This window comes from Pseudomonas sp. HP_08 (assembly GCF_055284095.1).
This window is the reverse complement of record NZ_JBTOQC010000009.1, coordinates 60,957-74,349: the sequence shown is the minus strand read 5'-3', so window position 1 is coordinate 74,349 and position 13,393 is coordinate 60,957. Positions and strand designations below refer to the sequence as shown.

Here is a 13,393-nt window from a genome sequence, read left to right as displayed (position 1 = left end):
ATGACACGCAGATGAGCGAATGCGCGTTATACCGCAAATGATAGGTAGCTGCCTATTGAATGTAAGGAGAGGGCGCGCTCCTTTTATCAGCGGCGAACCAGCAACACGCCCGATTCCATATGGTGGGTATACGGAAACTGGTCGAACAAGGCGCAGCGCTCGATACGGTGAGTGTCGTGCAGCTGGGCGATGTTGGCGGCCAGGGTTTCCGGGTTGCAGGAGATATACAGGATGCGCTCGAAACGCCGGGCCAGTTCGCAGGTGTCCGGGTCCATGCCGGCGCGTGGCGGATCGACGAAGATCGTGCCGAATTCGTAGCTTTTCAGGTCAATGCCTTGCAGGCGACGAAACGGCCTTACGTCGTTGAGCGCCTGTGTCAGTTCTTCGGCCGACAAACGCACCAGGGTGACGTTATCCACTGCGTTGTCTTCCAGGTTGGCCAGGGCGGCATAGACCGAGGTCTTGCTGATCTCGGTGGCCAGCACCTTGCGCGCACGGGTTGCCAGCGGCAGGGTGAAGTTGCCGTTGCCGCAGTACAGCTCCAGCAGATCGTCGTCACGCTCGCCCATGGCCTCGAAGGCCCAGTTGAGCATTTTCTGGTTGACCGTGCCGTTGGGCTGGGTAAAGGCGCCTTCGGGCTGGCGATAGCGCCAGATGCGGCCGGCCACGTGCAGCTCTTCGCTGACGAAATCGCGGCCGATCACCAGGCGCTGCCCGCGCGAACGACCGATCAGGCTGACGTCCAGCTCGGCAGCCAGTTCTTCGGCGGCGGCTTGCCAGGCGTCGTCCAGCGGGCGGTGATAGCACAGGGTGATCATCGAATCGCCCGCCAGGGTGGTCAGAAAATCGACCTGGAACAGCTTGCGGTTCAGCGCAGGACTCGCTTCCCAGCGCTCGCGCAACACCGGCATCAGCTGGTTGATGCGCTGGCTGGCGATGGGCAGGCCTTCGAGCAGGATCGGCGTGTGCTTGTCGCCGGGGGCGAACATTGCATAGTGGCGCTGCTCGCCTTCGCGCCACAGGCGAAACTCGGCGCGCAGGCGGAAATGCTCACGGGGCGAGTCGAACACCTGCGCGGCCGGCGCTTCGAAGGGCGCCAGCAGTTCTTGCAGGCGGGTGGCTTTTTCGGCGAGCAGACTCTCGTAGCTCGCAGGATCGAAGGAAACACTCATGCGTTGAACCAGCCCAGCTTGATGACGAACAGGATCGAGAGGATCACCAGCGCAGGGTTGAGCTCGCGCCAGCGTCCCGACAACAGCTTGATCGCCGTCCAGGAAATGAAGCCAAAGGCGATGCCGTTGGCGATGGAATAGGTGAACGGCATGGCCAGCGCGGTGATCACCACCGGCGCGGCAACGGTGATGTCGTCCCAGTCGATTTCAGCCAGGCCCGAGGCCATGAGCACCGCGACGAACAGCAGCGCCGGTGCGGTGGCGTAAATCGGCACGCTGGCCGCCAGCGGTGCGAAGAACAGCGCCAACAAGAACAGCACGGCGACGACGATGGCGGTCAGGCCGGTGCGGCCGCCGGCGCTGACACCGGCGGCCGACTCGATGTAGCTGGTGGTGGTCGAGGTGCCCAGCAAGGAGCCCGCCATGGCGGCGGTGCTGTCGGCGATCAGGGCGCGGCCCATTTTCGGCATGTGGCCGTCCTTGCCCATCAGCCCGGCACGCTTGGCAACGCCGATCAGGGTGCCGGAGTTGTCGAAGATATCGACGAACAGGAAGGCAAAGATGATGCTCACCAGTCCTACGTCCAGCGCACCGAGAATGTCCAGTTGCAGGAAGGTCGGCGCCAGCGACGGCGGCATCGACATGACGCCGGCGAAGGTACTGAAGTTGAACAGGATCGATACCAGCGTGACCGCCAGGATGCCGATCAGCACCGCGCCGCGGACCTTGAGTGTGTCCAGGGCGATGATCAGAAAAAAGCCCAGCGTGGCCAGAATCGGCGCTGGCTGCTTGAGGTCGCCCAAGCCGAGCAGTGTGGCCGGGTTACCGATCACGATCTTGGCGTTCTGCAGGGCGATCAGCGCCAGGAACAGGCCGATACCGGCCGCAATCGCCGAGCGCAGGGCCAGCGGAATGCTGTTGATGATCCATTCGCGAATACGAAAGATCGACAGGATGAAAAACATCACCGCCGACAGGAACACCGCGCCCAGCGCCACTTGCCAGGTGTGGCCCATGTGCAGGACCACGGTGTAGGTAAAGAACGCATTCAGGCCCATGCCCGGCGCCAGCGCGATCGGGTAGTTGGCGATCAGGCCCATCACCGCCGAGCCGATGGCGGCCGCCAGGCAGGTGGCGACGAACAGCGCGCCTTTGTCCATGCCGGTCTCGCCGAGAATGCTCGGGTTGACGAACAGGATGTAGGCCATGGCCAGGAAAGTGGTCACGCCCGCGAGAATCTCTGTGCGTACGTTGGTGTTGTGGGCCTTGAGTTGAAACAGCCTTTCCAGCATGCCGGGCTCCGGTGAGGTAATACGACTCCAACAGCAAAGCACAGGCTGGGGTTATAGCCTGGCGATTTTCTGTGGCTCGGAAAAAGCCGCGCATGATAACAGCAGCTCGCGAAACTGGCTGCACGGTTGATCAGCGAGATGGATATCGTTCAGCGGGTCAGCAACCAGCGTTCCAGGTCCGTGGCATTCAGCGGTTTGGCGAACAGATACCCTTGGGCCACGTGATAGCCCTGTTGCTTGAGAATCTCGTACTGGCCTTCGGTTTCGATGCCTTCGGCCACCACGGTCAGGTTCAGGCTGTTGCCGATGTGGATCACCGCATCGCTCAGGGTGCGGCTGGTGGCGTCGTTTTCAAGATCCATGACGAAGCTGCGGTCCAGCTTGAGTTCCTGGATCGGCAGGCGGCGTAAATAGCTCAGGCTCGAATAGCCGGTGCCGAAGTCGTCCATGGCCAGGCGTATGCCCAGGGCATGCACATCGTTGAGCACCTTGAGCGTGCTGGGGTTGGTGTCCATCAGGATGTTTTCGGTCAGCTCCAGCGTCAGGTCGCCGGGGCTCAGCTGGTGTTCGTCCAGCAGCGCCATGAGCATGCTCGGCAGTTCCAGATCATGGAAGTTGGTCGGCGACAGGTTGACCGACACCGCCGGCAATACCGCGCCATTGCGCCGCCACTGCGCCAGTTGCCGGCAGGCTTCGCGCAGGCCCCAGACACCCAGTTCGACGATCAGCCCGCACTCTTCGGCCAGCGGAATAAAACGCACCGGCGACACCTGGCCCCAGTGCGGATGATTCCAGCGCGCCAAGGCTTCGACGCCGTAGATACTGCCGTCGGCCATGTTGATCTGCGGCTGGTAATGCAGCTCCAGGGCATTGTCCTGCAACGCCTGCTGCAAGGCGGTTTCCATGGCCTGGCGTTCCTGGGCCAGCTGGTTCAGCTCATGGCAGAAGAAACTGAAGCGCCCGCGACCGGCATGCTTGGCCTGGTACATGGCCATGTCGGCGCGGTGGATCAGGGTGCCCATGTCGTGGCCATCTTCGGGGAACATGCTGACCCCGATGCTCACCGAAGGGCACACCCGGCTGCCACCGATCTGGCACGGCTGGCCGATGGTCAGTTTCAATTGTTCGACCAGTTCGGTGACATGGGCGGTGTCGCACTCGGGCAGCACGACCACAAACTCGTCACCCGACAGGCGTCCGACGATGTCTTTGGTGCTGCGGTTGTCGAGCAGCCGGCGGGCGATGACTTGCAGCAGTTCGTCACCGGCCGGGTGGCCGAACGAGTCGTTGACCTGCTTGAAGCGGTCGACATCGATGAACAGCACGGCCAGATGAGTCTTATTGCGCAGCGCGGCATGAATCGCCTGTTCGGCGTTGGCCAGCAGCAGGCTGCGATTGGGCAGTTCGGTCAGGCTGTCATAGAACGCCAGCTGGCTGATGTGCGCGCGGCTCTTTTCACGTTCGATCGCCAGTGCGCACAGCGGCACGATGACTTCGACCAGGCGCTGATGAAAGATCGAAGGGCCGCGCACTTCCTTGAAATAGAAGGCCAGGGTCGCGATGACCCGCTGGTCGGCGCCCATGATCGGGGTCGACCAGCAGCTCTTGATGTCGTGTGGCAGCTCGAGATCGCGATGGGCATCCCATAACGGGTCGCTGGCAATGTCCCTGGAAATCACCGGCTGGCGCCGAAACGCGGCGGTGCCACAGGTGCCGACCCCTTCGCCGATCTTCTGACCCTCCATGATCTGGCAGTAACGGCTGGGCAAGCTGGCGGTGGCCAGGGGATGCATCACGCCATCTTCATCGATCAACAGCATCGAGGTGATGACTTCCGGGGCAATGCGCTCGATTTCCCGGCAGGCCAGCAGCATCAGGTCTTCCAGCGGATCCTCACGCACCATGGCGTTGAGCATGCTGTGCTGCAGCACCTCATGCATCTTGGTGTTGGTAATGTCGGCGAGGATGGCGACGGCGTTGATAAATTTTCCCTGGCTGTCGAGCACCGGGTTGACCACCACGCTGCACCACAGCCGCTCGCCGTTCTGGATATAAGCCAGTGAATCGGTCTTGATCGATTGGCCGCGTGCCAGAGCCTGGCGGCTTTCCTGCACGGCAATCTCGGCCATGTGTGGGGCCAGCAAGGCGGTCGGGTGGTGACCGCAGACCTGATCGAGGCGGTAGCCGAACATGCGCTCGAAGCCTGCGTTGACGTAGACGATGCGCCACTGTTCGTCGGTAATGACGATGGCGTTGTCGGAGTGATCGGTCACCAGTGACAGCAGGCGCAGGCGTTCGCTTTCTTCGTGCTGGCGGGTGACGTTCTTGATGCTGGTCGAATAGAAAACCTGATCGGCGCTGACCACCCGTGCAATCGAGGCGCTGCCCCAGTGCTGACTGCCATCCTGATGCTGGATGCGGATATTCGGCAGCTCGCCGTCACGTTCCTCAAGCTGCTTGTGATAGGCATGCACCGGCAACGGCATCAGCCGTCTGGCGTCCTGACCGATCACCTCATGGCGGCTCAGGCCCCAGAGCTGTTCGGCGGCGCGGTTGAACAGCACGACACAATTGTCGGCGTCGCTGACCACCACGCTGTTGCTGGCCTGCTCGATAGACTGCACGAAGAGGTCGGAAAGGCTATGGGTTAGAGGCATGCACGTCCTGTGGCTCTTTATGAGGTGTGGCAGCAGCGTGAAGACTGTTCACGCCCGCTATTCAATAGCACAAGGCCATTATCTTGGGGAAGTACCGTTAAGGGCGCTGACCTTTAAACACCGGCGCTCAAAGGTCAACGGGTGCACAGGCGACTGCATCACAAAACCGCAAAGCTGTGTGGCAAGGGTGAGACAACCGGTCACGCGACAACGCGCCACGCAGGCGCGACGGGCAAATAGGTCTAATCTTTCAGCGTTGGTTGACCTGCATCATCACGATCGAACTGAAATCGTGTGCCAGGCGTCAGACAGCCATAGAACGAAAATGCAGCACCTGAAATTCAGCGCCGAGGGCTCGCCAGAAGCTGCCCGGCCCGCAACGACCGCCCTGACCGTGGGCCAGCGCAGCATCCGAGGAATAGTCTTATGTTCGGTTTGGAATCGCTCGATCTCGCCCGGATCCAGTTCGCGTTCACGATTTCGTTTCATATCCTGTTCCCCGCCATCACCATTGGTCTGGCCAGCTACCTGGCGGTGCTTGAAGGCCTGTGGCTGAAAACCCGCAACGATGTCTACCGCGACCTGTATCACTACTGGCTGAAGATCTTTGCCGTCAACTTCGGCATGGGCGTGGTTTCCGGCCTGGTCATGGCTTACCAGTTCGGCACCAACTGGAGCCGTTTCTCTGACTTTGCCGGCGCTGTCACCGGCCCCTTGCTGACCTATGAAGTGCTGACCGCCTTTTTCCTCGAGGCCGGATTTCTGGGCGTGATGCTGTTCGGCTGGAACCGCGTGGGCCGTGGCCTGCACTTTTTCGCCACGATCATGGTGGCCATCGGCACGCTGATCTCGACCTTCTGGATCCTGTCGTCCAACAGCTGGATGCAGACCCCGCAAGGCTTCGAAATCATTGATGGCCGGGTGATCCCGACCGACTGGTTCGCCGTGGTCTTCAACCCCTCGTTTCCTTACCGCCTGACGCACATGGCCATTGCCGCCTTCGTGGCCACGGCGTTCTTCGTCGGCTCCTCGGCGGCCTGGCACCTGCTGCGCGGGCGCGATACGCCGGCGGTGCGCAAGATGCTGTCGATGGCGATGTGGATGGCCCTGCTGGTCGCGCCGATTCAGGCGATCGTCGGCGACTTCCACGGCTTGAACACCCTCAAGCACCAGCCTGCCAAGATCGCCGCGATTGAAGGCCACTGGGAAAACGTTGGCAACGAGCCGACGCCGCTGATCCTGTTCGGCTGGCCGGACATGAAAGAGGAGCGAACAAAGTACGCCCTTGAAATTCCGTACCTGGGCAGCCTGATCCTGACCCACAGCCTGGACAAGCAGGTGCCGGCGCTCAAGGAGTTCAAGCCTGAAGACCGGCCTAACTCGACCGTGGTGTTCTGGTCGTTCCGGATCATGGTCGGGCTGGGCATGCTGATGATTCTCACCGGGCTATGGAGCCTGTGGCTGCGCCGGCGCGGCCAGATCTACCAGTCGCGGCCGTTCCTGCGCCTGGCCCTGTTGATGGGGCCGTCGGGCTTGATCGCGATTCTGGCCGGCTGGTTCACCACTGAAATCGGTCGTCAGCCCTGGGTGGTCTACGGCCTGATGCGCACTGCCGATGGCGTTTCCAATCACAGCGTGGTGCAGATGAGCATCACCCTGGTGATGTTCGTGGTCGTCTATTTCCTGTTGTTCGGTGCCGGCTTCGTTTACATGATGCGCTTGGTGCGCAAGGGCCCAGTGCCTCATGTCGAACATGCACCGCGCGGTGGCCCAGGCCAGCCCCGCACGCCAGCCCGTCCTCTGTCTGCTGCCGATGAAGGCACGCAAGAGGGCGACAACCTCGACCGACTGGGCAAGGGGAACTGAGCATGGGCATCGATCTTTCGCTGATCTGGGCCGTCATCATCATCTTCGGGATCATGATGTACGTAGTCATGGACGGTTTCGACCTGGGCATCGGCATCCTGTTTCCGTTCATGAAGCAAAGCCAGGACCGTGACGTGATGATGAACACTGTCGCGCCGGTCTGGGACGGTAACGAGACCTGGCTGGTGCTGGGCGGTGCGGGACTGTTCGGCGCGTTTCCGCTGGCCTATTCGGTGGTGCTCTCGGCGCTGTACCTGCCGCTGATCCTGATGTTGATGGGCTTGATCTTTCGCGGCGTGGCGTTCGAGTTTCGCTTCAAGTCATCCGAAGCCAGCCAGCACTGGTGGGACAAGGCTTTTATTGGCGGCTCGCTGACCGCGACCTTCTTTCAGGGCGTGGCGCTGGGCGCCTTTATCGAAGGCCTGCCGGTGGTCGACCGGCAATACGCCGGTGGCTCGCTGGACTGGCTGGCGCCGTTCCCGATGTTCTGCGGCCTGGCGCTGATCGTCGCCTATGCACTGCTGGGCTGCACCTGGCTGATCATGAAGACCGAAGGCCCATTGCAGAAGGCCATGCACGATCTGGCCCGGCCTTTGGCAATCGCGGTGCTGGTGGTCATGGCGATTGTCAGCCTGTGGACACCGCTGGCGCATCCGGCCATCGCCGAGCGCTGGTTCACCTTGCCTAACCTGTTCTGGTTCATGCCGGTGCCGATCCTGGTGCTGGTGACGATGTTCGGGCTGTTCAAGGCCGTGGCCCGCAACGCGCACTACACGCCGTTTCTGCTGACCCTGTTGCTGATCTTTCTGGGCTACAGCGGGCTGGGCATCAGCCTGTGGCCGAACATCGTGCCGCCCTCGATCACCATCTGGGACGCCGCCTCACCGCCACAAAGCCAGGGCTTCATGCTGGTGGGCACGCTATTCATCATCCCGTTCATCCTGGGTTACACCTTCTGGAGCTACTACGTGTTCCGCGGCAAGGTGACGGCCGAAGACGGGTATCACTAGAGGAGGTGGGCAATGACTGGCAAATACCCTGAAGAAGACCCGGCCATGAGCAAGCCACTGTGGCAGCGCCTGGCCTGGCTGGGCGGTATCTGGGCGGGCAGTGTGCTGGCTCTGTTTATCGTCGCCAGCCTGATGAGGATGTTCATGAGTGCCGCGGGCCTGACCACTCACTAGACCCTGACGCAAGAATCCCATCCCGTGTTTCGTGGACACGGCTTTTTTACCCTCCTGAACGGGCTGTGAAGGAGGGTTTTTTTTGCCTGCCGTTTACGTTTACTTGCGCGCTTTGAGAATCACGAATTTTGGCGTCGCGGCGACCTGTTCGACTTCGCGGAACAGCCGCGCCAGTTTGGCGTGGTAGCCCAGGTGACGGTTGCCAACGATGTACAGGGCGCCACCTTGCACCAGCGCCGCGCGGGCCTGGAGGAACATGCGCCAGGCGAGAAAGTCGCCGACCACTTGCTGCTGGTGGAACGGCGGGTTGCACAGCACCACGTCCAGCGAGTCGGCCGGCTGGCTGGCCAGGCCGTCTGCCGCGCGCACGGTTACAGGCCGCGACCCCAGTGCAGCCTGCCAGTTTTGCGTCGCCGACTGCACCGCCATGTACGACTCGTCGACCAGCGTGTACTCGGCGTCAGGATTGTCCAGCGCGCTGGCAATCGCCAGTACGCCATTGCCGCAGCCCAGGTCTGCGACACGGGCCTTGTTCAACCCTTTGGGCAGCCAGGGCAGAAAAGCCCGTGTGCCGATGTCCAGCCCGTCGCGGCAGAACACATTGGCATGGTTGACCAGTTCCAGCGCCGGTTGGTCAAGGCGATAACGGGTCGGAAAAGGCGAGGGCTGAACGGCTTTGGGGGCAGGCGTGGCAAACAGCAGGCGGGCCTTTTTCACCGCCAGCGAAGCTTGCACGGGGCCTACGTATTCTTCCAGCAACTCGCCGGCCGAGCGCGGCAGGTGCTTGATCATCGCTGCTGCCACCACTTGCGCGCCCGGTGCCAACTGGCCTTGCAGGCGGATCAACTGCTCTTCCAGCAGGGCCAGGGTCTTGGGAATGCGGATCAGCACCCAGTCGAACGGCCCGTCCAAGGGCTCGCTGGCCGCAATGAAGCGCACGGCATCGGTCGCCATGCCGTTGCGCGTCAGATTGATGGCCAGGGCACTGCTGGCCAGAAACGAATCGCCGCTGCTGGACACGGTTGCATGGGGCGCCAAGCTGGCAGCCAGGCCGCCGAAACTGTCGTTGAGCACCAGCACACGGGTTTGCAGGTTCAGGCCCTGTTCGGCGACATGGCTGAGCAAGTACTCGTCGGCGGCGTCGAACGCCTGTAACGGCTCGTTCGGTTGTTCCGGCTGACGGATCAGATCAAGTTCGGCAAAGGGGCTGGTGAGCAGGGGCATGGCAGGAAACTCTGGGCAAACGACGGGCATCACAGCGAGTCCGGTAGCGGCCGGTCTGGCTTGAAGTGCGTGATTCTACGTGCTTTTTGCCCTTTGGTACCTGCCATTGTGGTCTTGGGGTCAAAGGGTGCCGAACACTCCGCTCAATGCGGCTTGTACAGCGGCGGCGGTCTTGTTGCAGACCCCCATTTTCTGGATGGCGCTGGCAATATGGAAATGAATGGTTCGCTCCTTGAGACGCAAGATAATTGCGATGTCATTGGCTGTTTTGCCTTTGGCGGACCACTTGAGTATTTCGATTTCTCTCTTCGTCAAGGCGCTGGTGTGTGGCTGTTGGGGTGAATCGAATCGTACTGGCTCCATGATCGCCTCCATGCATCTATGGCGAGACCCTTCGATGAGGGTTCTGTCAGTCTAGGGAAAAAGCACGGGTGATCATGGCTGGCCAAAACCCTCCAGACGGGTGGTTTGATGGCCTTTGCGTATCCAAAGAAAGGGGTTTGCCCTGAAACGTCGGTCAGTATGGGTCGGGCCTTTTTTGCCCCAGGCATTGCCTTCTTTTGAGTATGCAAGCCAGAACCAAATAGTCTAAGTCCCGGTTATCGAAGGGCCGTCAGGGATGCCACTACAAACAGGTGGTGTTTATCGGTGGCCTTTTGCGGGACACTGCAGGCCTGCCATTCATGTTCAGGAGTTGCAAGTACACCATGACCGTCAGCGACGAGAAGTTCACCCGGCAAACGCTGCAACGCGTGACCCCGTTGACCCCCAATCTGTTTACCCTGCGCGCCAGCCGCGATCCCGGCTTTCGCTTCCGGGCCGGGCAGTTCGCCCGTCTGGGGGTGACCAAGGCCGATGGCAGCACCGTATGGCGGGCGTACTCGATGGTGTCTTCGCCGTATGACGAGTTCCTGGAGTTCTTTTCCATCGTGGTGCCGGACGGCGAGTTCACCAGTGAACTGAGCCGCCTGCGTGAAGGCGATGAGCTGCTGGTCGAGAAGCAGGCATTCGGCTACCTGACCCTGGATCGCTTCGTCGATGGCCGCGACCTGTGGCTGCTGGCCACCGGCACCGGCGTGGCGCCGTTTTTGTCGATTCTTCAGGATTTCGAAGTCTGGGAGAAATTCGAGCGCATCATTCTGGTGTACAGCGCGCGCGAGGCCAAAGAGCTGGCCTATCAACCGCTGATCGAAGAACTGACCCGGCGCGATTACCTGGCCGAGTATGCGCACAAGTTCCTCTATCTGCCGGTGGTCACCCGTGAATCGTATCCAGGTGCGCTGAACGACCGGATTACCCGGCTGATCGAAGACGGCGACCTGGAAGCGGCCGCCAGCCTTGAACTGAGCCCCGAGCATTCGCGGATCATGCTGTGCGGCAACCCGGAAATGGTCGACGACACCCGCAAGCTGCTCAAGCAGCGCGACCTGCAACTGAGCCTGAGCCGCCGGCCAGGGCAGGTGGCGGTAGAGACGTACTGGTAACGACCGCCGGGTTTACGCTTACAACAACGGTTTTTTCGGATCGACCACGATCGGCTCGGCCGGTTTGTGCTGCTCTTTGAGCAGGTCGCGGATTTCGCTCAGCAGCACTTCCTGCTTGGTCGGTGCGGCAGGCAGGGTCGGAGCCTTGGCCTCTTCGCGCTTGAGGCGGTTGATGGCCTTGACGCCCATGAAGATGGCGAACGCAACGATGATGAAGTCGATGACCGTCTGGATGAACTTGCCATAAGACAGCACCACCGCCGGTGCCGTGCCTTCGGCGCCGCGCAGGGTGATCGCCAGGTCACTGAAGTCCACCCCGCCGATCAGCAGCCCCAGGGGCGGCATGATCACATCGCCCACAAAGGATGAGACGATCTTGCCGAAGGCGGCGCCGATGATGATACCCACGGCCATGTCGACCACATTGCCTTTGACGGCAAACGCCTTGAATTCGTTGATGATGCCCATGGTCATTCCTTGTAACAGATGAGTGGATCCGCTCAAGTGTAATAGAGCGGCGGGCAAGTTGCCCCCGGTACACGTTCAATCGACCGGACCTGAAAAGGGAAGTTTTATTCGATTCAGCAATAAGGCCACTCAACGGGCAGGCTGAGCGACCGGCAACCTGCGTTATCATCGCGTTTTTTTGCGGGCGGATTTCTTTATGGCCAAGGCCAAGCGCTTGTATGGTTGCACCGAATGCGGTGCAACCTTTCCCAAATGGGCAGGACAATGCGGCGAGTGCGGCGCATGGAACACGCTGGTCGAAACCATGCTCGAAAGCGGCGCCGCAGCCCCGCCCAGTGGCCGCACCGGCTGGACCGGCTCGCAGGCACAGATCAAGACCCTGGCCGAGGTCAGCATCGAGGAAATTCCACGTTTCTCGACCCGATCCACTGAGCTGGACCGGGTGCTGGGCGGCGGCATGGTCGACGGCTCGGTGATTCTGATCGGCGGTGACCCGGGCATCGGAAAGTCCACGATTCTGCTGCAGACCTTGTGCCATCTGGCCGAAAGCATGCCGGCGCTGTACGTCACTGGCGAAGAATCCCAGCAACAAGTGGCCATGCGTGCCCGGCGCCTGGGGCTGCCGCAAGACAAGCTGCGGGTCATGACCGAGACCTGTATCGAAACGATCATTGCCACGGCGCGCAACGAGCAGCCCAAGGTCATGGTCATCGACTCGATCCAGACCATCTTCACCGAACAATTGCAGTCTGCACCGGGCGGTGTGGCCCAGGTGCGCGAGAGCGCCGCGCTGCTGGTGCGCTACGCCAAGCAGAGCGGCACGGCCATCTTTCTGGTCGGCCACGTCACCAAAGAGGGTGCACTGGCAGGTCCCCGTGTGCTGGAGCACATGGTCGACACCGTGCTGTATTTCGAAGGCGAGTCCGATGGTCGTCTGCGCTTGCTGCGGGCCGTGAAAAACCGTTTCGGTGCGGTCAACGAGCTGGGCGTGTTCGGCATGACCGACCGCGGTCTCAAGGAAGTCTCCAACCCTTCGGCGATCTTTCTCAGCCGTGCGCAAGAGGAGGTGTCGGGCAGCGTGGTGATGGCCACCTGGGAAGGCACCCGGCCGATGCTGGTCGAAGTGCAGGCGCTGGTGGACGACAGCCATATGTCCAACCCGCGGCGGGTAACGCTGGGGCTGGACCAGAACCGGCTGGCCATGCTGCTGGCCGTGTTGCACCGTCACGGCGGCATTCCGACCCACGATCAGGACGTGTTCCTCAACGTGGTCGGCGGGGTCAAGGTGCTGGAAACTGCCTCGGACCTGGCCTTGATGGCCGCCGTGATGTCGAGCCTGCGCAACCGGCCGTTGCCGCACGACCTGCTGGTATTCGGTGAAGTCGGCCTGTCTGGCGAAGTGCGACCGGTGCCCAGTGGCCAGGAACGTCTTAAAGAAGCGGCCAAGCATGGCTTCAAGCGCGCAATCGTGCCCAAGGGCAATGCGCCCAAGGACAACTATGAAGGGTTGCAGGTGATTGCCGTGACCCGACTGGAACAGGCGCTGGATGCCTTGTTCGAGTAAAGCTGCTTGAAGTAAGGCCGCCTACAGCTCGATCAGGGCGGCCAGCTCACGATCCAGCTCCTGAGGGTCGGCCAGGTTCAGCTCGACAAAGCGCTTCAGGTGGCTGATCGACTCCAGGCCGATGTGCAGGCAGACAAAACCCAGGTGCTGCAGGTCGTCATGGGTCTGCCTGACGTCCATCTTCACGTGCGCATCGGCGCTCAGGTGAATGTCGACCTGAAAGCTCTGCTCCGGTTCGCCTTCCCAGGGTTCGGGCCGCTGGATCAGCAGGCCCTTGAGGGACAGGTCGAGCAGTTGCACGGTCCAGTTGCGGCCGTTCTGGCTCAGTTCGGTTATGGCATCGAAGGCAATACGTTTGAAACGCCGGCGATCTGTAGGGGAATCGGTCATGACATGCACTCCGGGTGGCAGCCAACGAGCAGGTTTTCAGGAATACGCAGCCTTGTCTCCACGATAGCCCCGAACCTGCGCGGCGAACAGTT

General features: G+C 61.4%; 12 protein-coding genes. 5 read left to right on the top strand and 7 right to left on the bottom strand.

Annotated features, from left to right (window positions below; genetic code table 11):
• Positions 1-86: 86 nt before the first annotated feature.
• From trmA to ACYAS9_RS09760, 3 genes are all read right to left on the bottom strand, one after another.
• Positions 87-1,172, bottom strand: a complete 1,086-nt coding sequence (trmA, locus tag ACYAS9_RS09770; protein WP_463568089.1) for a tRNA (uridine(54)-C5)-methyltransferase TrmA — start codon at positions 1,170-1,172, stop codon at positions 87-89.
• Positions 1,169-2,464 (bottom strand): NCS2 family permease, encoded by a 1,296-nt coding sequence (locus ACYAS9_RS09765; RefSeq protein WP_463568088.1) that lies wholly within the window; start codon positions 2,462-2,464, stop codon positions 1,169-1,171. The genes trmA and ACYAS9_RS09765 overlap by 4 nt, the downstream gene beginning before the upstream one ends.
• Before the next feature lie 149 nt (positions 2,465-2,613).
• Complete coding sequence (locus ACYAS9_RS09760; protein ID WP_463568087.1) at positions 2,614-5,121, bottom strand: EAL domain-containing protein; 2,508 nt, start codon at positions 5,119-5,121, stop codon at positions 2,614-2,616.
• A gap of 426 nt (positions 5,122-5,547) precedes the next feature.
• Here ACYAS9_RS09760 and ACYAS9_RS09755 point away from each other — a divergent pair, with 426 nt between their 5' ends.
• Genes ACYAS9_RS09755 through ACYAS9_RS09745 form a run of 3 tightly spaced genes read left to right on the top strand, consistent with a single transcriptional unit; the run spans position 5,548 to position 8,171 of the window.
• The gene (locus ACYAS9_RS09755; RefSeq protein ID WP_463568086.1) at positions 5,548-6,987 is read left to right on the top strand and encodes a cytochrome ubiquinol oxidase subunit I; all 1,440 of its coding nucleotides are present in this window, start codon (positions 5,548-5,550) and stop codon (positions 6,985-6,987) included.
• A gap of 2 nt (positions 6,988-6,989) precedes the next feature.
• Positions 6,990-7,997 carry a cytochrome d ubiquinol oxidase subunit II gene (gene cydB, locus ACYAS9_RS09750; RefSeq protein WP_463568085.1) on the top strand — a complete coding sequence of 336 codons (1,008 nt, stop codon included), beginning with the start codon at positions 6,990-6,992 and terminating at the stop codon, positions 7,995-7,997.
• 12 nt (positions 7,998-8,009) lie between these two features.
• On the top strand, positions 8,010-8,171 hold the full coding sequence (locus tag ACYAS9_RS09745; protein WP_463568084.1) for a DUF2474 domain-containing protein: 162 nt from the start codon (positions 8,010-8,012) through the stop codon (positions 8,169-8,171).
• 99 nt (positions 8,172-8,270) lie between these two features.
• Here the strand turns inward: ACYAS9_RS09745 and ACYAS9_RS09740 are convergent, their stop codons facing one another.
• Positions 8,271-9,395, bottom strand: coding sequence for a methyltransferase (locus ACYAS9_RS09740; protein WP_463568083.1), 1,125 nt, complete (start codon positions 9,393-9,395; stop codon positions 8,271-8,273).
• A gap of 120 nt (positions 9,396-9,515) precedes the next feature.
• Positions 9,516-9,758, bottom strand: coding sequence for a LuxR family transcriptional regulator (locus ACYAS9_RS09735; protein WP_463568082.1), 243 nt, complete (start codon positions 9,756-9,758; stop codon positions 9,516-9,518).
• 344 nt (positions 9,759-10,102) lie between these two features.
• Between ACYAS9_RS09735 and ACYAS9_RS09730 the strand changes: the two genes are divergently transcribed.
• Entirely contained in the window at positions 10,103-10,879 is a 777-nt protein-coding gene (locus ACYAS9_RS09730; protein ID WP_463568081.1) for a ferredoxin--NADP reductase, read from the top strand.
• Between the two features lie 18 nt (positions 10,880-10,897).
• Here ACYAS9_RS09730 and mscL read toward each other — a convergent pair whose 3' ends face one another.
• Positions 10,898-11,347 (bottom strand): large-conductance mechanosensitive channel protein MscL, encoded by a 450-nt coding sequence (mscL, locus tag ACYAS9_RS09725; RefSeq protein ID WP_463568080.1) that lies wholly within the window; start codon positions 11,345-11,347, stop codon positions 10,898-10,900.
• Between the two features lie 196 nt (positions 11,348-11,543).
• On the opposite strand from mscL, the gene radA reads away from it, so the two are divergent.
• A complete protein-coding gene (gene radA / locus ACYAS9_RS09720; protein WP_463568079.1) occupies positions 11,544-12,911 on the top strand; it encodes a DNA repair protein RadA in 1,368 nt (455 codons plus the stop codon).
• Between the two features lie 21 nt (positions 12,912-12,932).
• Here the strand turns inward: radA and ACYAS9_RS09715 are convergent, their stop codons facing one another.
• Complete coding sequence (locus tag ACYAS9_RS09715) at positions 12,933-13,301, bottom strand: PilZ domain-containing protein (RefSeq protein WP_463568078.1); 369 nt, start codon at positions 13,299-13,301, stop codon at positions 12,933-12,935.
• Positions 13,302-13,393: the final 92 nt, after the last annotated feature.

Excerpts from the sequence above, each read along its gene's own strand:
- trmA (WP_463568089.1), bottom strand. The coding sequence starts at position 1,172 with ATGAGTGTTTCCTTCGATCCTGCGAGCTACGAGAGTCTGCTCGCCGAA.
- ACYAS9_RS09765 (WP_463568088.1), bottom strand. The coding sequence starts at position 2,464 with ATGCTGGAAAGGCTGTTTCAACTCAAGGCCCACAACACCAACGTACGC.
- ACYAS9_RS09760 (WP_463568087.1), bottom strand. The coding sequence starts at position 5,121 with ATGCCTCTAACCCATAGCCTTTCCGACCTCTTCGTGCAGTCTATCGAG.
- ACYAS9_RS09755 (WP_463568086.1), top strand. The coding sequence starts at position 5,548 with ATGTTCGGTTTGGAATCGCTCGATCTCGCCCGGATCCAGTTCGCGTTC.
- cydB (WP_463568085.1), top strand. The coding sequence starts at position 6,990 with ATGGGCATCGATCTTTCGCTGATCTGGGCCGTCATCATCATCTTCGGG.
- ACYAS9_RS09745 (WP_463568084.1), top strand. The coding sequence starts at position 8,010 with ATGACTGGCAAATACCCTGAAGAAGACCCGGCCATGAGCAAGCCACTG.
- ACYAS9_RS09740 (WP_463568083.1), bottom strand. The coding sequence starts at position 9,395 with ATGCCCCTGCTCACCAGCCCCTTTGCCGAACTTGATCTGATCCGTCAG.
- ACYAS9_RS09735 (WP_463568082.1), bottom strand. The coding sequence starts at position 9,758 with ATGGAGCCAGTACGATTCGATTCACCCCAACAGCCACACACCAGCGCC.
- ACYAS9_RS09730 (WP_463568081.1), top strand. The coding sequence starts at position 10,103 with ATGACCGTCAGCGACGAGAAGTTCACCCGGCAAACGCTGCAACGCGTG.
- mscL (WP_463568080.1), bottom strand. The coding sequence starts at position 11,347 with ATGGGCATCATCAACGAATTCAAGGCGTTTGCCGTCAAAGGCAATGTG.
- radA (WP_463568079.1), top strand. The coding sequence starts at position 11,544 with ATGGCCAAGGCCAAGCGCTTGTATGGTTGCACCGAATGCGGTGCAACC.
- ACYAS9_RS09715 (WP_463568078.1), bottom strand. The coding sequence starts at position 13,301 with ATGACCGATTCCCCTACAGATCGCCGGCGTTTCAAACGTATTGCCTTC.